At 67.9% G+C, this 23,523-nt stretch carries 22 protein-coding genes and 1 pseudogene; 19 read left to right on the top strand and 4 right to left on the bottom strand.

From position 1 onward, the window contains the following. The first annotated feature begins 92 nt into the window (after positions 1-92). Together AU193_RS10700 and AU193_RS10705 are read left to right on the top strand one after the other, a co-directional pair. Positions 93-383, top strand: a complete 291-nt coding sequence (locus AU193_RS10700; RefSeq protein ID WP_064422364.1) for a DUF1330 domain-containing protein — start codon at positions 93-95, stop codon at positions 381-383. Continuing rightward, complete coding sequence (locus AU193_RS10705; RefSeq protein WP_064422365.1) at positions 380-1,063, top strand: uracil-DNA glycosylase; 684 nt, start codon at positions 380-382, stop codon at positions 1,061-1,063. The genes AU193_RS10700 and AU193_RS10705 overlap by 4 nt, the downstream gene beginning before the upstream one ends. A gap of 2 nt (positions 1,064-1,065) precedes the next feature. Here the strand turns inward: AU193_RS10705 and AU193_RS10710 are convergent, their stop codons facing one another. Then, positions 1,066-1,386, bottom strand: coding sequence for a hypothetical protein (locus AU193_RS10710; protein ID WP_064422366.1), 321 nt, complete (start codon positions 1,384-1,386; stop codon positions 1,066-1,068). A gap of 45 nt (positions 1,387-1,431) precedes the next feature. Then, positions 1,432-1,626: a 50S ribosomal protein L28 gene (gene rpmB / locus AU193_RS22820; RefSeq protein ID WP_082682929.1), complete on the bottom strand. Its 195-nt coding sequence runs from the start codon at positions 1,624-1,626 to the stop codon at positions 1,432-1,434. 247 nt (positions 1,627-1,873) lie between these two features. Between rpmB and AU193_RS10715 the strand changes: the two genes are divergently transcribed. The 3 genes from AU193_RS10715 to AU193_RS10725 are packed head-to-tail and all read left to right on the top strand — an operon-like array spanning position 1,874 to position 6,458. Continuing rightward, positions 1,874-3,514, top strand: coding sequence for a DAK2 domain-containing protein (locus tag AU193_RS10715; RefSeq protein WP_064422367.1), 1,641 nt, complete (start codon positions 1,874-1,876; stop codon positions 3,512-3,514). A gap of 2 nt (positions 3,515-3,516) precedes the next feature. Continuing rightward, the gene (gene recG / locus AU193_RS10720) at positions 3,517-5,754 is read left to right on the top strand and encodes an ATP-dependent DNA helicase RecG (protein ID WP_064422368.1); all 2,238 of its coding nucleotides are present in this window, start codon (positions 3,517-3,519) and stop codon (positions 5,752-5,754) included. Further along, the gene (locus tag AU193_RS10725) at positions 5,751-6,458 is read left to right on the top strand and encodes an HNH endonuclease family protein (protein ID WP_064422369.1); all 708 of its coding nucleotides are present in this window, start codon (positions 5,751-5,753) and stop codon (positions 6,456-6,458) included. Before recG ends, AU193_RS10725 begins: the two co-directional genes overlap by 4 nt. Before the next feature lie 15 nt (positions 6,459-6,473). On the opposite strand, the gene AU193_RS10730 is transcribed toward AU193_RS10725, so the two are convergent. Together AU193_RS10730 and AU193_RS10735 are read right to left on the bottom strand one after the other, a co-directional pair. Next, a complete protein-coding gene (locus AU193_RS10730) occupies positions 6,474-7,325 on the bottom strand; it encodes an aldo/keto reductase (protein ID WP_064422370.1) in 852 nt (283 codons plus the stop codon). A 5-nt stretch (positions 7,326-7,330) separates the two neighbouring features. Next, the gene (locus AU193_RS10735) at positions 7,331-8,170 is read right to left on the bottom strand and encodes an aldo/keto reductase (RefSeq protein ID WP_064422371.1); all 840 of its coding nucleotides are present in this window, start codon (positions 8,168-8,170) and stop codon (positions 7,331-7,333) included. Here AU193_RS10735 and AU193_RS10740 point away from each other — a divergent pair. From AU193_RS10740 to smc, 14 genes and pseudogenes are all read left to right on the top strand, one after another. After that, positions 8,169-9,258, top strand: a pseudogene (locus AU193_RS10740) (alpha/beta hydrolase). The gene AU193_RS10735 and the pseudogene AU193_RS10740 overlap by 2 nt on opposite strands. A 35-nt stretch (positions 9,259-9,293) precedes the next feature. Continuing rightward, positions 9,294-10,070, top strand: coding sequence for a thioredoxin domain-containing protein (locus AU193_RS10745; RefSeq protein ID WP_064422372.1), 777 nt, complete (start codon positions 9,294-9,296; stop codon positions 10,068-10,070). Beyond that, entirely contained in the window at positions 10,067-10,699 is a 633-nt protein-coding gene (locus tag AU193_RS10750; protein WP_064422373.1) for a vitamin K epoxide reductase family protein, read from the top strand. The genes AU193_RS10745 and AU193_RS10750 overlap by 4 nt, the downstream gene beginning before the upstream one ends. A 35-nt stretch (positions 10,700-10,734) precedes the next feature. Further along, complete coding sequence (locus AU193_RS10755) at positions 10,735-14,130, top strand: pyruvate carboxylase (RefSeq protein ID WP_064422374.1); 3,396 nt, start codon at positions 10,735-10,737, stop codon at positions 14,128-14,130. Then, a complete protein-coding gene (gene rsmD / locus AU193_RS10760) occupies positions 14,127-14,705 on the top strand; it encodes a 16S rRNA (guanine(966)-N(2))-methyltransferase RsmD (protein WP_082682930.1) in 579 nt (192 codons plus the stop codon). The genes AU193_RS10755 and rsmD overlap by 4 nt, the downstream gene beginning before the upstream one ends. A 23-nt stretch (positions 14,706-14,728) precedes the next feature. After that, a complete protein-coding gene (gene coaD, locus AU193_RS10765; RefSeq protein WP_064422376.1) occupies positions 14,729-15,208 on the top strand; it encodes a pantetheine-phosphate adenylyltransferase in 480 nt (159 codons plus the stop codon). 82 nt (positions 15,209-15,290) lie between these two features. After that, a complete protein-coding gene (locus AU193_RS10770; protein WP_064422377.1) occupies positions 15,291-15,857 on the top strand; it encodes a hemerythrin domain-containing protein in 567 nt (188 codons plus the stop codon). Positions 15,858-16,182: 325 nt separating this feature from the next. Next, entirely contained in the window at positions 16,183-16,920 is a 738-nt protein-coding gene (gene sepIVA, locus AU193_RS10775) for a cell division protein SepIVA (RefSeq protein WP_064422378.1), read from the top strand. Between the two features lie 43 nt (positions 16,921-16,963). Further along, a complete protein-coding gene (locus tag AU193_RS10780) occupies positions 16,964-17,566 on the top strand; it encodes a DUF177 domain-containing protein (protein WP_064422379.1) in 603 nt (200 codons plus the stop codon). Then, on the top strand, positions 17,559-18,257 hold the full coding sequence (gene rnc, locus AU193_RS10785; RefSeq protein ID WP_064422380.1) for a ribonuclease III: 699 nt from the start codon (positions 17,559-17,561) through the stop codon (positions 18,255-18,257). The genes AU193_RS10780 and rnc overlap by 8 nt, the downstream gene beginning before the upstream one ends. Beyond that, on the top strand, positions 18,250-19,107 hold the full coding sequence (mutM, locus tag AU193_RS10790) for a bifunctional DNA-formamidopyrimidine glycosylase/DNA-(apurinic or apyrimidinic site) lyase (RefSeq protein WP_064422381.1): 858 nt from the start codon (positions 18,250-18,252) through the stop codon (positions 19,105-19,107). Before rnc ends, mutM begins: the two co-directional genes overlap by 8 nt. A 79-nt stretch (positions 19,108-19,186) precedes the next feature. Next, complete coding sequence (locus tag AU193_RS10795; protein WP_064422382.1) at positions 19,187-19,603, top strand: OsmC family protein; 417 nt, start codon at positions 19,187-19,189, stop codon at positions 19,601-19,603. Then, positions 19,587-19,871 (top strand): acylphosphatase, encoded by a 285-nt coding sequence (locus AU193_RS10800; RefSeq protein ID WP_064422453.1) that lies wholly within the window; start codon positions 19,587-19,589, stop codon positions 19,869-19,871. The genes AU193_RS10795 and AU193_RS10800 overlap by 17 nt, the downstream gene beginning before the upstream one ends. 26 nt (positions 19,872-19,897) lie before the next feature. Beyond that, positions 19,898-23,485 carry a chromosome segregation protein SMC gene (smc, locus tag AU193_RS10805; RefSeq protein ID WP_172798272.1) on the top strand — a complete coding sequence of 1,196 codons (3,588 nt, stop codon included), beginning with the start codon at positions 19,898-19,900 and terminating at the stop codon, positions 23,483-23,485. The last annotated feature ends 38 nt before the right edge of the window (positions 23,486-23,523 follow it).

Raw genomic sequence — 23,523 nt, forward strand, 5'->3', positions numbered from 1 at the left:
TCGCCATCGTCTACCGCGGCGCAGCAGTCCTACGCGCCATCACCCTCTGGCTACCCCATTTGTCAGACACGCCCTAGTTAGGGTGTCGACTTGTGACCGTGTACGCCATCGCCCAGCTGAAGTTCACGGACCGTGCGGCCTACGACCGCTATCAAGCCCGGTTCCTGGAGGTCTTCGACCGATATGCGGGCAGGCTGCTCGCGGCCGACGAGTCGCCGCAGATCCTGGAGGGCGAGTCGGACCGCGAGAAGGTCGTGTTGATGTCCTTTCCCGATGAGGCAGCTTTTCGTGCCTGGGCGAACTCGCCGGAATATCAGGAAATCTCGGAGGATCGCAGGGCCGGCGCCGATTCACTGGTGATGTTGATCGAGGGGCTGGCGTGACGGCGCGGCCGCTTCCCGAACTCGTGGAGAAAGGCTGGGCCACGGCTCTGGAACCGGTCGCCGGTCGGGTCGCGCAGATGGGGGAGTTCCTGCGCGCAGAACTGGCCGCCGGAAGCGGATACCTGCCTGCGGGCCGAAATGTGTTGCGTGCGTTCACCTTTCCGATGGACAGGGTGCGGGTGCTGATCGTCGGGCAGGACCCTTATCCGACGCCCGGTCACGCCGTCGGTCTGAGCTTCTCGGTGGCTCCCGAGGTGCGGCCGCTGCCGCGCAGCTTGGAGAACATTTTCAAGGAGTACACAAGCGACCTCGGCTATCCCGCCCCGGCCACCGGTGACCTGACACCGTGGGCCGAGCGCGGGGTGATGCTGCTCAACAGGGTGCTCACCGTTCGCCCGGGCAACCCGGCGTCGCACCGCGGTAAGGGCTGGGAAGCGGTGACCGAGTGCGCGATTCGCGCGCTGGTTGCACGCAGGCAGCCGTTGGTCGCGGTGCTGTGGGGTCGCGACGCCTCGACGCTGAAACCGATGCTGGACGGTGCCGACTGCGTCGCGATCGAGTCTCCGCACCCGTCACCGCTGTCGGCGTCGCGTGGCTTCTTCGGCTCGCGACCGTTCAGCCGCGCGAACGAACTGCTCGAGAAGATGGGTGCCGAGCCGATCGACTGGCGGCTTCCCTAGGGCTATCCGACACCGGGAATCGGCGGCGGGGAGGGAATCGGCGGAGGAGACGGAATCGCCGGCGGTGAGGGGACGTCGGGCACCGGGACCTCGACGGTGCCCTCACCCTCGGTGGGGGTGGGCGATAGTTCCGGCGCCGGTGTGGTGGTCTCGGGCGCGCTCGTCTCCACCGTCACTTCCACCGACGTGGTGGCCGACGTCGTCGGCGTGGTGGTGGTGGTCTCGTCGTCGGCGGTGTCCCCGCCGCACGCGGTCAACACGGCCAGCGCGCATCCGGACGCCAGCGCGATCAGGGTGGGTCTTGCAGCTGCACGAAAGGTCATACGGCACGGGCTACCCGGTCGATGGCCGAGGCAACCGCACGCTGGTCAGCCGCGCGCGACCTTGCCGGCCTTGATGCACGAGGTGCACACATTCATGCGCTGCCTATTGCCCCCGGGACGGGTCACGGCGCGCACGGTCTGGATGTTGGGATCCCAGCGACGGCTGGTCCGGCGATGGGAGTGTGAGACCGACTTGCCGAAGCCGGGTCCCTTCCCGCAGATATCGCACACGGCAGCCATATGCAGAACTCCTCAGATTGTCACGTGGGGGTCCGGGTCGCGGCACCGCGACCGGCGCGGCTCGACCCGACAACCTGACCAGGATACCGGCAGCAGCAGCGAACGCCAAAATACCGTCCGATCACTGCTGGGAGCCCCGATGAGCTTACCGACCGGCGGGAACGTTTCGCCGGGGCTGTCGTTTCCAATCGCTAGGCTGACCGGCACGGCGGGGTGCGCGGGGTGTCACATTCTGTGGAGGTTAAGCATGTCGGCTCGACTGCTCGATGCCTCCACCCTGCAGAAGTGGTCGCACACCGCGGTCGGCGACCTCATCACCCATACCGACGAGATCAACCGGCTCAACGTGTTTCCCGTCGCCGACGCCGACACCGGCACGAACATGCTGTTCACCATGCGTTCGGCGTGGGCGCAGGCCGACGCGTTGGCCGGCACCCACGACGTCGCCGAAGTCGCGGCGGCGCTGGCGCGGGGGGCCATCCACGGGGCGCGGGGCAATTCCGGCGTGATTTTGTCCCAGATACTGCGCGCCTTGGCCGAGGTCACCGCGGAAGCCTCGGCGGACCTGGGCGGCGGTCTTGACCGGGTGGACGGGCCGCTGCTCGCCGCGGCGCTTCGACACGCCGTGGTGCTGGTGATACGAGCGATGGGCGAGGCCGTGCCGGGCACCATCGTCACCGTGCTCCAGGACGCGGCCGAGGCCGCAGAGCGCGCCTCGGCCGGCGGCGCCGAACTGGCCGACGTCGTGTGTGAGGCCGCGGATGCCGCGGCGCAATCGCTGGACCAGACCACCGGTCAACTCGACGTGCTGGCCCGCGCGGGCGTGGTGGACGCCGGAGGCCGCGGCTTGCTGGTACTGCTGGACGCGATGAGCACGACGCTGACCGACAGCGCTCCGCGAAGGGGGCACTACGTTCCGGCGCCGCCACCGCACTCCGACACCGGTGCCACCCGCGTCGTCACGGCTCCGCAGTTCGAGGTGATGTACCTGCTGACCGGATGCGATCGGGCAGGGGTGGACAGACTCCGCAACGACCTCGACGCGCTTGGTGAGTCGGTGGCCATCGCCGCGCCCTCGGACGGCAGTGGCCATTACTCGGTGCACGTGCATGCCGACGACGCCGGCGCCGCCGTCGAGGCCGGCCTCGCGGTGGGCACGGCCAGCCGCATCCAGATCACCGCGTTGACCGGAACCGGCGGCGCGCGCCCCGTGGGCGGATGGTCGAACGGACGGGCGGTGCTCGCCGTCGTCGACGGGCAGGGCGCCGAGGAGTTGTTCGCGGCCGAGGGCGCCCATGTGTTGCGACTCTCCGAGGACGCGCCGGTGAGCGCCCAGCAGCTGCTGCACGCGCTGGTCAACGCCGACGCGGGGCAGGCGATGATCCTGCCGAACGGATATGTCGCGGCCGAGGAACTGGTCGCCGGATGCACGGCCGCCATGGGCTGGGGCATCGACGTGGTTCCGGTGCCCGCGGCTTCCATGGTGCAGGGGCTGGCGGCGCTGGCGGTGCACGACGACTCACGCCAGGCCGTCGACGACGGATACACCATGGCCAGGGCCGCCGCGGGCGCGCGGCACGGATCGGTGCGGATCGCCACCGAGGAAGCGCTCACCTGGGCCGGGATGTGCAAGCCGGGCGACGGCCTGGGTATCTCCGGGGACGAGGTGTTGATCGTCGGTGACGACCTGGTCGCGGCGGGAGCGGGGCTGATCGATCTGCTGCTGGCCGCCGGGGGTGAACTCGTGACCGTCCTCACCGGCGCAGGGGTCGACGAGGGTGTCGCCGCCGCACTCGGGGAGCACGTGCACGCGCGGCACCTCGGTGCCGAACTGGTCGCCTACCACACCGGCCACCGGGGTGACGCGCTGCTGATCGGGGTCGAGTAGCCGTGGCGACGCTGTCCGACCGTCTCGACTTCGTGATCGGCAAGAAGTCCGCCGACCCGCTCGCCGAGCACTTCGGCATCCACACGGTCGACGATCTGCTGCGCCACTATCCCCGCAAATACAGCGACGGGATGACCGTGCTCGATGAAGGCGAGGAGCTCGAAGAGGGCGAGCACGTCACGTTCGTCGACACAATCACCGAAACCCGAACCGGTGATATGAAGCCGCAGTTCGACAAGAAGACCAAGAAGATGAGGCAGCGCAAATGGTTGCGCGTCACGCTCGGTCGTCGAGGGCGCACGGTCACTGCGACGTTTTTCAACGCGGACTGGATGATGGACGGTCTGACCGAAGGAACGCGGCTGATGCTCTCGGGAGAGGTCAAGTACTTCCGCGGCACGTTGCAGTTGACGCACCCGGCGTTTCTCGTACTGGAGTCACCGCGCGGCAAGACCTTCGGGACGAAGTCGCTCAAGACGATCGCGTCGACATCGGGAGCGACCGGCAACGAGCTACTTGCGGCGTTCGAGCGTGAGTTCTTTCCGATCTACCCGGCGAGCGCCAAGGTGCAGACATGGGAGATCTACGCCTGTGTGCGTCAGGTGCTCGACGTGTTGGATCCGGTCCCCGAACCGCTGCCGGAAACCTTTCTGCGACAACATCTTTTGGTCACCGAGGATCAGGCGCTGCGTGCCGTCCATATCGCGGAGAACAAGCTCGAGCGCGAGCGCGCGCAGCAGAGGCTGACGTATGACGAGGCCATCGGTCTGCAGTGGGCGCTGGTCGACCGACGCCACGGTGAGCGCAGCGAGTCCGGTCCTGCCGCCGCGCGGCGCGACGACGGGCTGGTCGCCGCCATGCGCGGCCAGTTGCCGTTCGAATTGACCGACGGCCAAAAGGACGTGCTCGACGTCATCTCGGGCGAACTGGCAAGCACCCGACCGATGAACCGCATGCTGCAGGGCGAGGTCGGATCGGGTAAGACGATCGTCTCGGTGCTGGCGATGCTGCAGGTGGTCGACGCGGGCTATCAGTGCGCACTGCTCGCGCCGACCGAAGTCCTTGCCGCACAACATGCCCGCTCCATCCGTGCCGTTCTCGGCCCGTTGGCGATGGCAGGTCAACTCGGTGGTGTGGACGGCGCCACCCGCATCGCGCTGCTGACCGGGTCGATGACGGCGCAACAGAAACGCGCGGTGCGCGACGAGGTCGCCGGCGGCGAGGCGGGCATCGTCATCGGCACGCACGCCTTGCTTCAGGACGCCGTCGAGTTCCACCGCCTCGGCATGGTGGTCGTCGACGAGCAGCACCGGTTCGGCGTGGAGCAACGGGATCGGTTGCGCGGCAAGGCCCCTGCGGGCCTCACCCCGCATCTGTTGGTGATGACGGCCACGCCGATCCCGCGCACCGTCGCCCTGACCCATTACGGTGACCTCGAGACCTCGACGCTGCGTGAGCTGCCGCGGGGCAGGCAACCGATCACCACCAACACCGTCTTCCTCAACGAGCACCCACGATGGCTGGATCGCGTCTGGCAGCGCATCACCGAAGAGGTGAGCCAAGGCAGGCAGGCGTACGTGGTGGCCTCGCGGATCGACGAAAACGACAAGTCGGCCAACGACAAGGAGGGCGGTCCACCGCCGATCACGGTCGTCGAGTTGTTCGCGCGGCTGAGCAGCGGCCCGCTCGCCGGCCTCCGGCTCGGCCTCATGCACGGCAGGTTGCCCGCCGACGAGAAGGACGCCGTGATGACCGCTTACCGCGCGGGTGACATCGATGTGCTGGTGTGCACGACGGTCATCGAAGTCGGCGTCGACGTGCCGAATGCGACGGTGATGGTCGTGATGGACGCCGACCGGTTCGGCATCAGTCAGCTGCACCAGTTGCGCGGGCGGATCGGCCGTGGGAAGCATCCGAGCCTGTGCCTGCTCGTCACCAAACTCCCGCAGGGCTCCAAGGCCGGGGCCCGCCTGACCGCCGTCGCATCGACATTGGACGGCTTCAAGCTCGCCGACCTGGACCTCTCCGAGCGGCAGGAAGGAGATGTATTGGGCGTCAACCAATCCGGCCGCGCGATGACGCTGCGGTTCCTGTCGCTACAGGAGCACCTCGACATCATCGTGACGGCCCGCGACTTCTGCGCACGGCTGTACGAGAAAGCTCCCGACCACCCAGGTATGGCGGCGCTGGCGGCCCCGTTCGTCAGCGATGACCGCGTCGACTTCCTGGACAAATCATGAAGCGGGGGCATCTGCTGTGGCTGACCGCGATCGTCGCGCTCGCGGTGATCGTCGCCGTGCAGGCGGTCAACTCGGCGGGGAACCGGGCACAGTTCATCGCGCGCGCCGACATCCCGACCGTGGCGCCCGGCGCCGACGTTCTCGCGGGCGTTGCCGTCATACCGCTGCGGATCCGCGGATACGACTACCGCCGAGCGGCTTTCGGGGAGAGCTGGACCGACGACAACTCGGCCCCGGGCGGACACAACGGCTGCGACACCCGCAACGACATCCTCAACCGCGATCTCGACGACAAGACGTTCGTGTCGATCAAGCGCTGCCCCAACGCCGTTGCGACGGGAGTCCTGCACGATCCGTACACCAACGCCGTCGTCGCCTTCACCCGCGGCGAGAAGACGGGGGCGGCGGTGCAGATCGACCACATCGTCCCGCTTGCACTCGCCTGGGACCTCGGCGCGCGCGGCTGGCCCGAGGACATGCGGGTGCGGTTCGCCAACGATCCCGCCAACCTGATCGCCGTGTCCGGAAACGCCAACCAGGACAAAGGTGACCAGGAGCCCGCGACCTGGATGCCGCCGAATACGGCGTTTCACTGCCAGTACGCGATGCAGTTCATCGCGGTGCTACGCGGATACCGGCTGCCGGTCGACGCACCGTCGGCCACCGTCCTGCGCGATGCCGCCGCCACCTGCCCGACCGGCTGACCGCGCTTCGAAAGGCTAGGTGCCGGTGTAGGTTTCGGGGTCCGGACGGAAGCGCGTGCCCTCGTCGAGGCCGTTGAGCGTGGTCATCTCGTCGTCGGTGAGCTCGAAATCGAACACCTCGAGGTTGGAGGCGAGTCGCTCCGGTTTCGACGATCGGGCGACGACCGCGTTGCCGAGTTGCAGGCTCCACCGGATCAACACCTGCGCGGGAGTCTTTCCGTGCGCCTGCGCCACCGACGTCACGGTTTCGTTGTCGAGCAGGCGGCCGACGCCGAGCGGACCGTAGGCCTGGGTGACGATGCCGTAACCGGCGTTGACCTCACGCAGCTCAGCCTGGTTGAGCAGCGGGTGCACCTCGATCTGGTTGACCGCCGGGGTGAAGAACGACAGGTCGATGACGTCGGACAGGTGCTCGGCGTGGAAGTTGGCCACCCCGATCGACTTGGCGTCGCCGACCTCCTTGCGTTTCATCAACCCGCCCCAGCTGTCGACGTACTTGCCCTGCTCACCGGCCGGCCAGTGAATCAGGTAGAGGTCGACGTAATCGAGCCCGAGCCGCTCGAGGCTCGCCTTGAGCGCGTCCTGCGACGACTGGAAGCCGAGATCGGAAGTGGCGAGCTTGGTGGTGACGAAAATCTCGTCACGAGGAACCCCGGACGCCTTGATGGCCCGTCCGACCGCTTCTTCGTTGCCGTACGCCGCGGCGGTGTCGATCAGCCGGTATCCGGCGGACAAGGCCGCGAGTACCGCCTCCTCGGTCTCTGAGTCCGACAGCTCGCCGACGCCGAGACCGAACACCGGCATCGTGTGGTTGTCGTTGAGCGTGACGGTCGGAACCGCAGCCGTATTGCCCGGCGATTCGGTCATTTCACCTACCCCGTGAATTCGAATGTTCGCGGATCGGGACCCAACCGAGTGCCGTCGCCGAGCGCCGAGACGGACGCCATGTCCTGCTCGCTCAGCTCGAAATCGAACACGTTGAAGTTGCTCACGATTCTTTCGGGGGTCACCGACTTCGGGATGACTATATTGCCGAGCTGCATATGCCACCTAATCAACACCTGGGCCGGCGTCTTTCCGTGCGCCTCGGCGACCGAGCTGACGGTCTCGTTCGACAGCAGTGACCCCTGACCGAGCGGGCTCCACGCCTCGGTGGCGATGCCCAGCTGCGCGTGCATCTCGCGCAGTTCTTCCTGCTGCAGCAGCGGGTGCAGTTCGATCTGGTTGACCGCGGGCACGATCCCGATTGCGTCGACGAGTTCCCGCAGGTGTTCGGGTTCGAAGTTGCTCACCCCGATCGACCGGATGCGGCCCTGCTCACGCAGATGCGCAAACGCCTTGAACGTCTCGACGAACGCGCCCTTGGCCGGCATCGGCCAGTGAATGAGGTACAGATCCAGGTAGTCGAGCCCCAATCGGCCCATGCTCTTGTCGAAGGCACTCAGCGTGCTGTCGTAACCCTGGTCGGAGTTCCACAGCTTGGTTGTGATGAACACGTGATCGCGCGGCAGACCCGACTTCTCGAGCGCCACGCCGACCTCGCGTTCGTTCTGGTACGCGGCGGCGGTGTCGATGTGGCGATAGCCCGCCTCGAGGGCGGTCGCGACCGCGCGTTCGGTGTCCTCTCGCGGGGTCTGCCAAACTCCGAGCCCAACCTGAGGTATCGAATTACCGTCGTTCAACGTGATCGAGGGAATCGAGGGAGAAGCCATGACGCGAAGTCTGCCAGCCCATGACCAGTGGCGTCCGAGCCGCAAGGAGAACCTGGTCAACGCCGCGGCGGGCGTCACCCTCCGCACGCTTCCGCGTATCCCCGAAACCGTCAAGCGCCTCTTGCTCGGTGGCCGCACGGTCAGTGTTGACGGCAACACGTTGGACACGACGCTGCAGTTGATGCTCGCCGGGCAGAAGCTCACCGGGATCGACGGTCTGGTCAACGCCGACGACGTGGCCGCCGCCCGCGGGCAACTCGAAACGCTGGCCGCCGGGTTCAAGCAGAACATTCCCGTCGCGTCGGCGACCGAGCTCTCGATCCCCGGGCCTGCGGGGGAGATTCGCGCGCGGCACTATCGGCCCGTCGACGACGAAGGAGCCCTGCTGGTCTTCTTCCACGGCGGCGGCCAAGTCATCGGCAGCATCGACACCCACGACGACCTCTGCCGCGAGATCTGCCAACGCGGCCACATGCACGTGCTGTCGGTCGACTACCGTCTGGCGCCCGAACATCCCGCTCCCGCGGGTACCGACGACGCCTACGCCGCCTTCCGCTGGGCGCGCGAGCACGCCGCCGAACTGGGCGCCGATCCCGAGCGCGTCGCCGTCGGCGGTGACAGCGCCGGTGGTAACCAGGCCACGCTGATCGCACACCGCGCCCGCACGGACGGACCGCAGCCCGCTTTGCAGTTCCTGCTGTATCCGGTCGTCAACTACCGCGACACGACCAAGTCGCAGGTGCTGTTCTCCGAGGGGTACTTCCTCACCCGCGACGACATCGACTGGTTCCGCGACAAGTACCTCAGCGGCGGGGTCGATTCCGGCGACCCACGGGTCTCACCGCTGCTCGCCGACGGATCTGTCCGGCCTGTCTCCGGCGCTGATCATCACCGCCGGTTTCGACCCGCTGCGCGACGAAGGCAGGCAGTACGCCGAGGCCATGCGGGCGGCCGGGGTGCGGGTCGATCACCGCGAATTCGGGTCGTTGATCCACGGCTTCGCGAACTTCTTCCCGTTCGGCGGGGACAGCGCCACCGCGATGGCCGAGGTGATCTCGGCGCTGAGGGCCCATCTGGCCCGCGGCTGACCGGGTGGGGAAATCGCGCCGGTACTCTTACCTGCGTGGCCACGAAACCGAAGAAGACCCCGCGCTACGACCTGAAGGCGGCCGACCGCAAGCGCAACCTGGCCGTGCAGATCGGCCTGACCGCCGTCGTCGCGATCTTCGCCGTCGCGCTGGTGTTCTACATCGTGATGACCAAAGAGGACAAACCCGGCGAGGGCGAGACCCGGGCGGTCCGCGTCGCGTCGAGCAACGTGATGACCAAGGAGGGCACGTCCGAGCCCAAAGCGGTGCTGTCGCTCTACGAGGACTTCCTCTGCCCGGCGTGCGGGAACTTCGAGAAGCAGTTCGGCCCGACGATCAACCGACTGATCGACAGCGGTGCGGTCGCGGTGGACTACAACATGGTGTCGATCCTCGACCGGGCGGGCCAGGGTTACTCGACCCGCGCGGCCAACGCCGGCTACTGCGTGGCCGACGCCGACACCGAAGCCTTCCGGCGTTTCCACGGCGCGCTCTTCGCGCAGCAGCCCGCCGAGGGTGTGGGACCCTTCCCCGACAACGCCCGGCTGATCGAGGTCGCCCGCCAGGCGGGTGTGACCGGCGAGGTGCCGGCATGCATCAACGGTGGTCGCTACAACGACATGGTCAAGGGCCTGCCCAAGGCGAGCGGCGTCAACTCGACGCCGACTATCCGGATCAACGGTGAGGACTATTCGCCGTCGACACCCGATGCGTTGATCGCCGAGATCGAGAAGATCGTCGGCGACGTGCCCGCACTGGACGCCGGGGCTCCGCCGCCCAACGCCGAGCCGACCCAGCCGGCGAGGCCGTGACGCTCGCCGCGCCCGGCGCCGTCTCACCGACCGAGCCCGCGGCCGATGAGCCGACGGGTGCATCGGTAGGGCGTCCGGGCGCGGTCTGGATCCTCATCGCGGGGGTGCTGGGACTGGCCGCCGCGGTCGCGCTGACCGTCGAGAAGATCGAGCTGCTGATCGATCCGGAGTACATCCCCTCCTGCAGCTTCAATCCAGTGCTGTCCTGCGGTTCGGTGATGATCACGCCGCAGGCGTCCGCATTCGGATTCCCCAACTCGCTGATCGGCGTCATCTCGTTCACGGTCGTCGTGGTGACCGGCGTGCTGGCGCTGGCGAGGGTCGAGTTGCCGCGCTGGTACTGGGCCGGGCTGGCGGTCGGCACGCTGCTGGGCGCCGTGTTCGTGCACTGGCTCGTCTTCCAGAGCCTCTACCGCATCGGCGCGCTGTGCCCGTACTGCATGGTGGTGTGGGCGGTGACGATCCCGCTGTTGGTGGTCGTCGCGACCGTCGCCCTGCAGCCCCAACGCGGAAACGCCGTTGCGCGGGTGCTGCACACGTGGCGGTGGTCTCTGGTCGCGTTGTGGTTCACCGGCCTGCTGCTGCTGATCCTCGTGCGCTTCTGGAGCTACTGGTCGACACTGATCTGATCCGGTCGGACGATAAAGTACGTGCGTGATCGCCCATGATCTCTAAAGTCCTGGTCGCCAATCGCGGCGAGATCGCGATCCGCGCATTCCGCGCCGCCTACGAGATGGGGATCGACACCGTCGCGGTCTACCCCTACGAGGACCGCAACAGCCTGCACCGGCTGAAGGCCGACGAGTCCTACCAGATCGGTGAGACCGGCCACCCCGTGCGCGCGTACCTGTCGGTCGACGAGATCATCCGGGTCGCTGAGCATGCGGGCGCCGACGCGGTGTATCCGGGATACGGCTTCCTGTCGGAGAATCCGGCATTGGCTGCGGCGTGCGCGGATGCCGGAATCACGTTCGTCGGGCCCAGTGCCCATGTGCTCGAGCTGACGGGCAACAAGTCCCGGGCGATCGAGGCGGCCCGCTCTGCGGGCCTGCCGGTGCTGAACTCCTCGGCACCGTCGGCGTCGGCCGAGGAGTTGATGGCCGCCGCGGAGGGCCTGGCGTTTCCGTTGTTCGTCAAGGCCGTGTCCGGTGGCGGCGGCCGAGGAATGCGGCGGGTCGCCGGCATCGACGCGTTGGCCGACGCGATCGACGCCGCGGCGCGGGAAGCCGAGTCGGCATTCGGCGATCCGACGCTGTACCTCGAACAGGCCGTGCTCAACCCGCGCCACATCGAGGTCCAGATCCTGGCCGACACCCACGGCAACGTGATGCACCTGTTCGAGCGCGACTGCAGTGTGCAGCGCAGGCATCAGAAGGTCATCGAGCTGGCGCCCGCGCCGGGCCTGACCGACGAACTGCGGCAACGGATCTGCGCGGACGCGGTCGCGTTCGCCCGGCAGATCGACTACACCTTTGCGGGCACCGTCGAGTTCCTGCTCGACGAGCGCGGCCATTACGTATTCATCGAGTGCAATCCGCGCATCCAGGTCGAGCACACGGTCACCGAGGAGATCACCGATGTCGACCTGGTGTCCAGCCAGTTGCGCATCGCCGACGGTGAGACCCTCGACAGCCTCGGATTGAGCCAGGAGACATTGCCGGGCCCGCGTGGCTTTGCGATGCAGTGCCGGATCACCACCGAGGATCCGGCCAACGGATTCCGGCCCGACACCGGCCGCATCACCGGATACCGCACGCCGGGCGGCGCGGGCATCCGGCTGGACGGCGGTACCCACCTGGGCGCGGAGATCGGCGCCCACTTCGACTCGATGCTGGTGAAGCTGACGTGTCGGGGGCGCGACTTCGGCACGGCGGTGGCGCGGGCGCGCCGCGCGCTGGCCGAGTTCCGCATCCGCGGGGTGTCGACGAACATCCCGTTCCTGCAAGCGGTGGTCAACGATCCGGATTTCCGCGCCGGCCGCATCAGCACGTCGTTCATCGACGAGCGCCCGTATCTGCTGACCGCCAGGACGCCCGCCGACCGCGGCACCAAGATCCTCAATTACCTCGCCGACGTGACGGTCAACCAGCCGCACGGTCCGCGAACCGCGTCGGTGTACCCGCAGGACAAGCTGCCCGACATCGACATCGACGCGCCACCCCCCGACGGCAGCAAGCAACGGCTGACCGAACTCGGACCCGAGGGGTTCGCCCGCTGGCTTCGCGACTCGAAACCGTTGGGTCTGACCGACACGACGTTCCGCGATGCCCATCAGTCGCTGCTGGCCACCCGCCTGCGCACCAACGGGCTTGTGATGGTGGCGCCCTACATCGCACGCATGACGCCGCAGCTGCTCTCGCTCGAATGCTGGGGTGGGGCGACTTACGATGTGGCGCTTCGGTTTCTGAAGGAAGATCCGTGGGAGCGGCTGGCGGCGCTGCGCGAGTCGATCCCCAACATCTGCCTGCAGATGCTGCTGCGCGGGCGCAACACCGTCGGCTATACCCCGTATCCGGAGCTCGTCACCGATGCGTTCGTCGCCGAGGCGACGGCCACGGGCATCGACATCTTCCGGATCTTCGACGCGCTCAACAACGTCGAATCCATGCGCCCCGCGATCGACGCCGTCCGCGAAACCGGCACGGCCATCGCCGAAGTCGCGATGAGCTACACCGGCGACCTGTCCGACCCCGGCGAGAACCTCTACACGCTGGACTACTACCTCAAGCTCGCCGAGCAGATCGTCGACGCGGGCGCCCACGTGCTGGCGATCAAGGACATGGCCGGGCTGTTGCGTCCCCAGGCCGCGCACACGCTGATCTGCGCGCTGCGCAGCCGGTTCGACCTGCCCGTGCACGTGCACACCCATGACACGCCGGGTGGTCAGTTGGCGACGTATCTGGCGGCGTGGCAGGCCGGCGCGAGCGCGGTCGACGGGGCGGCGGCGCCGTTGGCCGGCACCACCAGCCAACCGGCCCTGAGCTCGATCGTGGCCGCAACGGCGCACACCGAATACGACACCGGGCTGTCGCTGCAGGCGGTGTGCGATCTCGAGCCGTACTGGGAGGCGCTGCGAAAGGTGTACGCGCCCTTTGATGTCGTGGCGTCTGGCCCTCCTTCTCCCACAGGTCGGGTCTATCACCACGAGATCCCCGGCGGCCAGCTGTCGAACCTGCGCCAGCAGGCCATCGCCCTCGGATTCGGCGACCGCTTCGAGGAGATCGAGGCCAACTACGCCGATGCGGACCGGGTGCTCGGACGGCTGGTGAAGGTCACGCCGTCGTCGAAGGTGGTGGGAGATCTCGCGCTCGCACTTCTTGGGGCCGGCATCAGTGCGGACGAATTCGCCTCGGACCCTGCCCGTTTCGACATTCCCGACTCGGTGATCGGCTTCCTGCGCGGCGAACTCGGCGATCCGCCCGGCGGATGGCCCGAACCACTGCGCACCAAGGCGCTGGCCGGCCGGGCACCGGCGAAGTCGCAGGAGGAGCTCAGCGAGGAGGACGAAGCGGTGCTCGCGCAGGCGGGCCCGAAGCGACAGGCCGGACTGAACCGCTTGCTGTTCCCCGGTCCGACAAGGGAACTCGAGGCGCACCGCGAGCAGTTCGGCGACACGTCGAGTTTGTCGGCGAACCAGTTCTTCTACGGGCTGCGCAGCGGCGAGGAACACCGGGTCCAGTTGGAGCGGGGTGTCGAACTGCTGATCGGGCTCGAGGCGATCTCCGATCCCGACGAACGCGGCATGCGCACGGTCATGTGCATCCTCAACGGCCAGCTGCGGCCGGTTCTCGTGCGTGACCGCAACGTCGCCAGCGACATTCCCACCGCAGAGAAGGCCGACAAGTCCGATCCCGACCACATCGCGGCGCCCTTCGCCGGTGTGGTCACCATCAGCGTCGCCGTCGACGACGAGGTGCAGGCCGGCCAGACGGTCGCCACGATCGAGGCGATGAAGATGGAGGCCGCCATCACCGCGCCCAAGGCCGGCAAGGTGAGTCGGGTGGCGGTCTCGGAGACGGCACAGGTCGAGGGCGGCGATCTACTGGTGGTGGTCAGCTGACGCGCATCATCGCCGGCGCGTTGGGCGGTCGACGAATCACCGTGCCCCAGAATAGATCTGGGCACAGGTCCGGCGGAGGCACCCGTCCCACCACCGACCGGGTGCGGGAGTCGTTGTTCAACGTGCTCACCGCGCGCCTCGATTTCAGCGAGGCCGCGGTGCTCGACCTGTATGCCGGATCCGGTGCGCTCGGGTTGGAGGCGCTCTCGCGCGGCGCCGCTGCGGCGATGTTCGTCGAATCCGACCGGCGTGCCGCCGCGATCATCGCCGACAACATCGCCGCGCTCGGTGTCACCGGGGCGACGGTGCGGCGCGGGAGCGTCGCGGAGGTACTCGCCACCGACACCCCGCGACAGGCCGGCCTTGTCCTGGCCGATCCGCCGTACGGCATCGCCGCCTCGGAGGTGGAATCGGTGCTGGCGCTGCTCACCGAACGGGGTTGGGCCGGACCGGGAACCGTTGTCGTGGTGGAACGCGCCGCGAGCGGACCGCCGCTGACGTGGCCGCCCGGCTGGCAGGTATGGCCGTCGCGCACCTACGGCGACACCCGCCTCGAGCTTGCCGAAGCATCGTAGGGGCCCTGCTAGCGTCATCGCTCATGAGCGGCGCGGTATGCCCTGGATCCTTCGACCCGGTCACCCTCGGGCACATCGACATCTTCGAGCGCGCCGCCGCGCAGTTCGACGAACTGATCGTCGCCGTTCTGATCAACCCGAACAAGAAGGGCATGTTCACGCTGGACGAGCGCATCGCGATGATCGAGGAGTCCGCCGCACACCTGCCGAACCTGCGCGTCGAGTCGGGTCAAGGCCTGGTGGTCGACTTCGCCCGGCAGCGGGGCATGACCGCTATCGTCAAGGGTCTGCGCAGCGGTACCGACTTCGAATACGAACTGCAGATGGCGCAGATGAACAAGCACATCGCCGGTGTCGACACATTCTTCGTCGCCACCACGCCGCGGTATTCGTTCGTGTCCTCGTCATTGGCCAAGGAGGTCGCGTCGATGGGCGGCGACGTCTCCGAGCTGCTTCCTGCGCCGGTCAACTCTCGCCTGCAGGCCAAGCTGAGCCAGGGTTAACCCCCTTGCGGCAGGGGTAGTCAGGTGGAGGCGCACAGCCCATTCGCGCCCCCACCACTACCGAAATGCAGGAGGTTCTGCCATGGCTGAAACGTTCGTCCAGAACACCGATGACGTCGTGAAGTTCCTGACCGACCAACACAACCTGATCAAGGATTTGTTCGAGGAGGTCTTCAGCGCCTCCGACGACAAGGCTCGCGAGAAGGCGTTCACCGACCTGCGTCAACTCCTCGCCGTGCACGAGACCGCCGAGGAGATGGTGGTGCATCCGCGCGCACGCAACGAGGTCGCCGACGGCGATGCGATCGTCGACGCGCGCCTCAAGGAGGAGCACGATGCGAAGGAATTCTTGTCGCGGTTGGAGAAGATGGATTTCGGGTCCAAGGAATTCCTCGACGAACTCGCCAAGTTCCGCGACGACGTGATCGAGCACGCCGAGCTCGAGGAACACGAGGAATTCAACAAGCTGCAGCGCGAGCTCGACGGTGACGACCTCAAGCGGATGGCGGGCGCCGTGCAGGCCGCCCAGGCGATCGCCCCGACCCGGCCGCATGCCGGCGTGGAATCGGCCAAGGCCAACTTCGCGCTCGGACCGTTCGCGTCGATGCTCGACCGCGCCCGCGACCTCATCGGTGCGGCGCTGAAGTAGCCGCCTTCTCTGCCGCCGAGACTGAGCTTGTGTTCGACGGATCGCCGATTTCTCGCGCAGAAGCTCAGATTCGACGACTCACCCGTCCCCGGCCGCATCGTTCCGTTGTGGTCGGGGGCGGGTTTCCGCCTCGGTCCGGTCCCCGCGCTGCGGCGTTGACATAATGCGAGCAGCAATTCAGCCGCGAGTTGCGGCCTGGGGAGTGGAGAGGCTCAGCAATCCATGAATTTCCGACGTCCGGGGCGACACACCGGGCGGGAAGCCGAGTCACAGGGGTAACACCAGGCACACTGGTAACTGTCAACTACGCCTGGAGGGTGTTGCCGTGTACCGAGTTTTTGAGGCGCTCGACGAACTGAGCGCGATTGTGGAAGAAGCCCGCGGCGTGCCGATGACGGCAGGCTGCGTCGTGCCCCGCGGCGATGTCCTCGAACTGATCGACGACATCAAGGACGCGATTCCCGGTGAGCTCGACGATGCCCAGGACGTCCTCGATGCGCGCGACGGGATGCTGCGCGAGGCCAAGGACCACTCCGACCAGATGGTGTCCACGGCCACCGCCGAGGCCGACTCGGTGCTGAACCACGCCCGCGCGGAGGCGGACCGGCTGCTGGCCGATGCGAAGGCGCAGGCCGATCGCATGGTGGCCGAGGCTCGCCAGCACAGCGAACGGATGGTCGGCGAGGCCCGCGAGGAGGCCGGTCGCATCGCCGCCACCGCCAAGCGCGAGTACGAGGCCAGCACGGGTCGGGCCAAGACCGAAGCCGACCGGCTCATCGAGAGCGGCAACCTCGCCTACGAGAAGGCAGTGCAAGAAGGCATCAAGGAGCAGCAGCGGCTGGTATCGCAAACCGAGATCGTGGCGACCGCGACTGCCGAGGCCACCCGGTTGATCGATTCGGCGCACGCCGAGGCCGACCGGTTGCGCGGCGAATGCGACATCTACGTCGACAGCAAGCTCGCGGAGTTCGAGGATTTCCTCAACGGCACGCTGCGCTCGGTCGGGCGTGGTCGGCACCAGCTTCGCACCGCCGCGGGCACGCACGACTACGTGGCCCGCTGAGCGCCGAGGGCCGCCGAAAATCGTCGCCGTAAACTCGGTACTCATGGCGACGCATGCCAAAGCGGCGGCGCATCGCGCGTCACAATCGCCGCTCATGATCAACATCTCCCGGCTCGGTAGGCGGCCCGGGTCGATGATGGCCGTCTCCGAAACGGTGCCCAGCCCCTCGCGCATCGGGCTCGACCTGATCGGTATCGCCGAGGGCGCACCCATGGCCCTTGACCTGCGTGTCGAATCCGTCTCGGAGGGAGTCCTGGTCAGCGGGACGGTGTCGGCTCCGACATCGGGTGACTGCGCCCGGTGCCTGACCCCGGTCACCGGCGACGTCGAGATCGACCTCACCGAACTGTTCGCCTATCCCGACAGCGCCACCGACGAGACGACCGAAGCCGACGAGGTCGGGCGCGTGGTGAACGACACCGTCGACCTGGAGCAGGCGATCATCGACGCCGTCGGGCTGGCGCTGCCGTTCGCCCCGTTGTGCGGTCCGGACTGTGCTGGCCTGTGTCCCGACTGCGGTGTGGCGTTGGCCACCGCCGAACCTGGCCATCACCACGAGCGGATCGATCCGCGCTGGGCGAAGCTGGCCGGCATGTTCGACACTGTCGGCGGAGCCGACGATCCCACTGAGGACACGCGTGAGTGACCGGTCCGCGCTGCTGGCGGCGCTCGGCGTCGAGCTGCCCGACGAACTGCTCACCATGGCGCTCACCCATCGCAGCTACTCGTACGAGAACGGAGGCCTGCCGACCAACGAGCGATTGGAGTTTCTCGGCGACGCCGTGCTCGGACTGACCATCACCGAGGAGCTCTACCACCGGCACCCCGACCGGTCCGAGGGTGACCTGGCCAAGCTGCGTGCCAGCATCGTCAACACCCAGGCGCTCGCCGATGTCGGTCGTCAGTTGTCCGATGCCGGGCTCGGTGCGTACCTATTGCTCGGTAAGGGCGAGCTGAACTCCGGAGGCGCAGACAAGGCCAGCATTCTCGCCGACGGTGTCGAATCCCTCTTGGGCGCAATCTATTTGGAGCACGGCAACGCGGCCGTCCGCGAGGTCATCCTGCGGCTGTTCGGCAAACTGCTGGACACCGCACCCACGCTGGGCGCCGGGCTGGACTGGAAGAGCAGCCTGCAGGAGCTGACCGCCTCGCGGGGATTGGGCGCGCCGACCTACGTCGTCACCTCGACGGGACCCGACCACGACAAAGAGTTCACCGCGACCGTCGTCGTGACCGACACCGAATACGGCACGGGCGTCGGGCGCACCAAGAAGGAAGCCGAACTCAAGGCGGCCGCGGCGGCGTGGAATGCGCTGACCGCCGAGGTAGATGCCTGAGCTTCCCGAGGTCGAGGTCGTCCGGCGCGGATTGCACGCGCACGTCGTCGACAAGACCATCACCGCTGTGCGTGTGCACCATCCGCGCGCGGTGCGCCGGCACGAGGCCGGGCCCACGGATCTGACCGCCCGGCTGCTCGACAGCACGATCACCGGCACCGGGCGACGGGGAAAGTACCTTTGGCTGACGCTGGACGACGGCTCGGCGCTGGTGGTGCACCTCGGCATGAGCGGGCAGATGTTGTTGGGTGAGGTGCCGAACGCCAGGCACTTGCGCATCGCCGCGCTGCTCGACGACGGGACCGCGGTGAGCTTCGTCGACCAGCGCACGTTCGGCGGATGGATGCTCACCGACATGGTCACCGTCGACGGGACCGACGTCCCGGCGCCGGTCGCGCATCTCGCGCGTGACCCACTCGATCCGCAGTTCGATCGCGACGGCGTGGTTGAGGTGTTGCGCGGCAAGCATTCCGAGATCAAACGACAACTGCTGGATCAGACCGTGGTGTCGGGCATCGGCAACATCTACGCCGACGAGGCGCTGTGGCGCGCGAGGGTCAACGGCGCCCGGCTGGCGTCGTCTGTGAGCCGGGCGAAGCTGGCCGAACTGCTCGACGCGGCGGCCGAGGTGATGGGGGAGGCGCTGGCGCAGGGCGGTACGTCGTTCGACTCGTTGTATGTCAATGTCAATGGCGAGTCGGGCTACTTCGACCGGTCGCTGGACGCCTACGGCCGCGAAGGCGAGCCGTGTCGACGCTGCGGGGCGATCATCCGGCGGGAGAGGTTCATGAACCGCTCGTCGTTCTACTGCCCGCGCTGCCAGCCTCGGCCGCGCGTGCGACGGGAATAAGCTGCGCGAGGGACCGTGTTTGCACGCGACACGCCGCAGAAATTTGGCATTTTGCGGACGCTCGCGGAGAAGAGGAGCCATGACGGAACTGTGGGTTGAGCGAACGGCAGCGCGGCGCTACACCGGACGCAGCTCGCGTGGCGCGGAGGTGCTCGTCGGCGGCGAGGACGTCGAGGGCGTCTTCACACCGGGCGAGCTGATGAAGATCGCGCTGGCGGCCTGCAGCGGGATGGCCAGCGACGTGCCCCTGCAGCGGCGCCTCGGCGAGCAGTACCGCACCACGATCCGCGTCACCGGCGCCGCCGACCGCGAGCAGGAGCGCTACCCGCTGCTCGAAGAGCGGATGGAACTCGACCTGTCCGGGCTCTCCCACAGCGAGCGGGCGCGGGTTCTCACGGTGGTCGAGCGGGCGATCGACCAGGTCTGCACCGTCGGCCGCACGCTCAAGTCCGGGACGGAAGTGACGTTTGAGGTAGATGATGCAGGAGTTAGCTGAGGTACGCCTGACGGCGTGGGTGCACGGGCACGTACAGGGTGTCGGGTTCCGGTGGTGGACCCGCGCCCGCGCGCTCGAACTGGGGCTGAACGGGTTCGCGGCGAACAAGCCCGACGGCCGCGTTCAGGTGGTCGCCCAGGGGGCTCGCGAGTCGTGTCAGCGGCTGCTTGACCTGCTACAAAGCGGCGAAACACCGGGTCGGGTCGACAACGTCGTCGCCGACTTCACAGAACCTCGCGACTCGCTACAAGGGTTCACCGAGCGATAGCCGCCGCGGCGGTAGTGTGGCACGTCGTGCACCTCAAGAGTCTGACCCTGAAGGGCTTCAAGTCGTTTGCTTCGCCGACGACTCTGCGCTTCGAGCCAGGCATCACGTGCGTGGTCGGGCCCAACGGTTCGGGCAAGTCGAACGTCGTCGACGCGCTCACCTGGGTGATGGGTGAGCAGGGCGCCAAGACGTTGCGCGGCGGCAAGATGGAGGACGTCATCTTCGCGGGCACGTCCTCGCGCCCGCCGCTGGGCCGCGCCGAGGTGACGGTCACGATCGACAACTCCGACAACTCGCTGCCGATCGAGTACTCCGAGGTGTCGATCACCCGGCGGATGTTCCGCGACGGCGGCAGCGAATACGAGATCAACGGCAGCAGTTGCAGGTTGATGGACGTCCAGGAACTGCTGTCGGACTCCGGCATCGGGCGCGAGATGCACGTCATCGTCGGGCAGGGCAAGCTCTCCGAGATCCTCGAATCGCGGCCCGAGGACCGGCGCGCCTTCATCGAAGAGGCCGCCGGCGTCCTCAAACACCGCAAACGCAAGGAGAAGGCGGTCCGCAAGCTCGACGCGATGTCGGCGAACCTGAACCGCCTGACCGACCTGACCACCGAACTGCGCCGCCAGCTCAAGCCGCTCGGGCGGCAGGCCGAGATGGCGCGGCGCGCCCAGACCATCCAAGCCGATCTGCGCGACGCCCGGCTGCGCCTGGCCGCCGACGACCTGGTCACCCGCCGCGCCGAGTTCGAGGACACCAATCAGGCCGAGACCACGCTGCGGCGTGAGCACGACGAGATCGCCGCCCGATTGGCGGCTAAGACCGAGGAGCTGGCCGCCCACGAGGCGGCGGTGGGCAACCTCAGCGAGCGCGCGGATGCCGCCCAGCAGACGTGGTTTTCGCTGTCCGCCCTCGCCGAACGCGTCAGCGCGACGGTGCGCATCGCCAGCGAGCGCGCACAGCATCTCGATACCGAACCCGAGGCGTCGACCGGACCGGACCCCGACGCGCTGGACGCCCAGGCCGACGAGGTCGCCGAGCAGGAGCGCCAGCTGCTCGGCGAGCTGACCGAATCACGCGGCAGGCTCGAGGCGGCCCGCGCCGAACTGGCCGACCGCGAGCGCATCGCCGCCGAGGCCGAACGCGCGCACCTGGCCGCCGCGCGGGCCGAAGCCGACCGCCGCGAAGGCCTGGCCCGGTTGGCGGGCCAGGTGGACACGATGCGCACCCGAGTGGAATCGATCGACGAGACCGTCGCCCGCCTCACCGGCGCCATCGAGGACGCCGCCGCCCGCGCACAGCAGACCCAGGCTGAGTTCGAAACCGTCCAGAGCCGCGTCGGCGAACTCGACGCCGGTGAGGTCGGTCTGGACGAACACCACGACCGCACGGTCGCCGCGCTGCGTCTCGCCGACGAACGCGTCGCCGAATTGCAGGCCGCCGAACGCGGCGCCGAACGTCAGGTCGCCTCGCTGCGTGCGCGCATCGAAGCCCTCTCGGTCGGTCTCGACCGCAGGGACGGTGCCGCCTGGCTGCAGAAGAACCGCGGTGGCGCAGGGCTTCTCGGTTCGATCGCCAACCTGTTGAAGGTGCGCGACGGCTACGAAGTGGCCGTCGCGGCGGTGCTCGGTGCCGCGGCCGACGCGGTGGCCGCCGACAGCCCAGATGCGGCCCGCGCAGCGGTCGCGGCGCTCAAGGAGTCCGACGGGGGCCGGGCGGCGATCGTGCTCAGCGACTGGCCCAATCACCAAGTGCCACAGCCGCACTCGTTACCGGACGGGGCGGTGCGCGCGGCGGATATGGTCGAGGCGCCGCCGCGGCTGCAGGGCGCCGTGGCGGCCATGCTCTCCGACGTCGTGGTGGTCGCGGACTTGGCCGCGGCGCTGGATGCGGTCGCTTCGCATCCGACGCTGCGGGCGGTCACCACCGACGGCGATCTCGTGGGCCCGGGCTGGGTCAGCGGTGGGTCCGATCGCAAACCCAGCACGCTCGAGATCGCGTCGGAAGTCGAGAAGGCCCGCGCCGAGCTCACCGAAGCCGAAAGGCAGGTCGGCGAGCTGTCGGCGGCGCTGGCCGGTGCGCTCGCCGAACAAGCCAGCCGTCAGGACGCCGCGGAGCAGGCGCTTGCCGCGCTCAACGAATCCGACGCGGCGATCTCGGCGATCTACGAACAGTTGGGGCGACTCGGACAGGACGCCCGTTCGGCCGACGACGAATGGCAGCGGCTGATCCAGCAGCGAAATGAGCTGGAAGCGAATCGATCCCGCACCGTCGACGGGCTCACCGAGCTCGAGCAGAGACTGCACAACGCACAGCAGGAGCCGACTTTCGAAGCCGAGCCTGTCAACCGGCAGGAGACCACGGCAGCGGCAGAGGCCGCCCGCGGTGCCGAGGTGGAGGCCCGGTTGGCGGTGCGCACCGCAGAAGAACGTGCGAATGCCGTTCGCGGCAAGTCCGATTCGCTTCGCCGGGCCGCCGCGGCCGAACGTGAGGCAAGACTGCGCGCCATGCGTGCCCGTGAGGCGCGCCGGCATGCGGCCGCCGTGGCCGCCGCCGTCGCGGAATCGGGTCGCGCTGTCGCGCAACGGCTGAGCGCCGTCGTCGCGGTGGCCTCACGCGCTCGCGACGAGGTTGCCGCCGAACGGCAGCACCGGGCCGCCGCGCTGGCCAGGACACGTGACGAGGTCAACGAGCTCACGGCGAGAATGAACGGGCTGACCGAGGCGCTGCACAAGGACGAGGTCGCCAAGGCGCAGGCCGCGCTGCGGATCGAGCAACTCGAGGAGCACATCCTGGAGCAGTTCGGCATGGCGACCGCCGACCTGATCGCCGAGTACGGGCCCGATGTGCCGCTGCCGCCGACAGAGTTGGAGATGGCCGAGTTCGAGCAGGCGCGCGAGCGCGGCGAGCAGGTCACCGCGCCTGCCCCGATGCCGTTCGACCGGGCGACGCAGGAACGGCGCGCGAAGAAGGCCGAGCGGGAGCTCAATGAATTGGGCCGGGTCAATCCGCTGGCGCTCGAGGAGTTCGCCGCGCTCGAGGAGCGGTACAACTTCCTGTCCACTCAACTGGAGGATGTCAAGGGCGCGCGTAAGGACCTCCTCGATGTGATCGAGGACGTGGACGCACGCATTCTGCAGGTGTTCACCGAAGCGTACGCCGACGTGGAACGTGAGTTCCGACAGGTGTTTTCGACGCTGTTCCCCGGCGGTGAAGGACGGCTGCTGCTGACCGATCCCAACGACATGCTGACCACCGGTATCGAGGTGGAGGCGCGTCCGCCCGGCAAGAAGATCAAGCGGTTGTCGCTGCTGTCCGGCGGTGAGAAGTCGTTGACGGCGGTCGCGATGCTCGTCGCGATCTTCCGCGCGAGGCCGTCGCCGTTCTATGTGATGGACGAGGTCGAGGCGGCGCTCGACGACGTGAACCTGCGCCGACTGATCAGTCTGTTCGAGCAGTTGCGTGAGCGTTCCCAGCTGATCGTGATCACCCACCAGAAGCCGACGATGGAGGTCGCCGACGCCCTGTACGGCGTCACCATGCGCGACGACGGCATCACCGCGGTCATCAGCCAGCGCATGCGCGGGCAGCAATTGGTCGGCGCGGCCACCTAGGTTTCCGCGATTTGTGCACATTTCGGAGCGCTGAGCGC

The sequence above is a fragment of the Mycobacterium sp. GA-1285 genome, assembly GCF_001499905.1.
GTDB lineage: Bacteria > Actinomycetota > Actinomycetes > Mycobacteriales > Mycobacteriaceae > Mycobacterium.

Bases quoted from the DNA above. Each gene is read 5' to 3' on its own strand.
- mutM (WP_064422381.1), top strand. From the start codon at position 18,250: ATGCCTGAGCTTCCCGAGGTCGAGGTCGTCCGGCGCGGATTGCACGCG.
- AU193_RS10710 (WP_064422366.1), bottom strand. From the start codon at position 1,386: ATGACCTTTCGTGCAGCTGCAAGACCCACCCTGATCGCGCTGGCGTCC.
- AU193_RS10770 (WP_064422377.1), top strand. From the start codon at position 15,291: ATGGCTGAAACGTTCGTCCAGAACACCGATGACGTCGTGAAGTTCCTG.
- AU193_RS10800 (WP_064422453.1), top strand. From the start codon at position 19,587: ATGCAGGAGTTAGCTGAGGTACGCCTGACGGCGTGGGTGCACGGGCAC.
- rpmB (WP_082682929.1), bottom strand. From the start codon at position 1,626: ATGGCTGCCGTGTGCGATATCTGCGGGAAGGGACCCGGCTTCGGCAAG.
- AU193_RS10780 (WP_064422379.1), top strand. From the start codon at position 16,964: ATGGCGACGCATGCCAAAGCGGCGGCGCATCGCGCGTCACAATCGCCG.
- coaD (WP_064422376.1), top strand. From the start codon at position 14,729: ATGAGCGGCGCGGTATGCCCTGGATCCTTCGACCCGGTCACCCTCGGG.
- AU193_RS10795 (WP_064422382.1), top strand. From the start codon at position 19,187: ATGACGGAACTGTGGGTTGAGCGAACGGCAGCGCGGCGCTACACCGGA.
- AU193_RS10730 (WP_064422370.1), bottom strand. From the start codon at position 7,325: ATGACCGAATCGCCGGGCAATACGGCTGCGGTTCCGACCGTCACGCTC.
- AU193_RS10725 (WP_064422369.1), top strand. From the start codon at position 5,751: ATGAAGCGGGGGCATCTGCTGTGGCTGACCGCGATCGTCGCGCTCGCG.
- AU193_RS10735 (WP_064422371.1), bottom strand. From the start codon at position 8,170: ATGGCTTCTCCCTCGATTCCCTCGATCACGTTGAACGACGGTAATTCG.
- AU193_RS10755 (WP_064422374.1), top strand. From the start codon at position 10,735: ATGATCTCTAAAGTCCTGGTCGCCAATCGCGGCGAGATCGCGATCCGC.
- AU193_RS10715 (WP_064422367.1), top strand. From the start codon at position 1,874: ATGTCGGCTCGACTGCTCGATGCCTCCACCCTGCAGAAGTGGTCGCAC.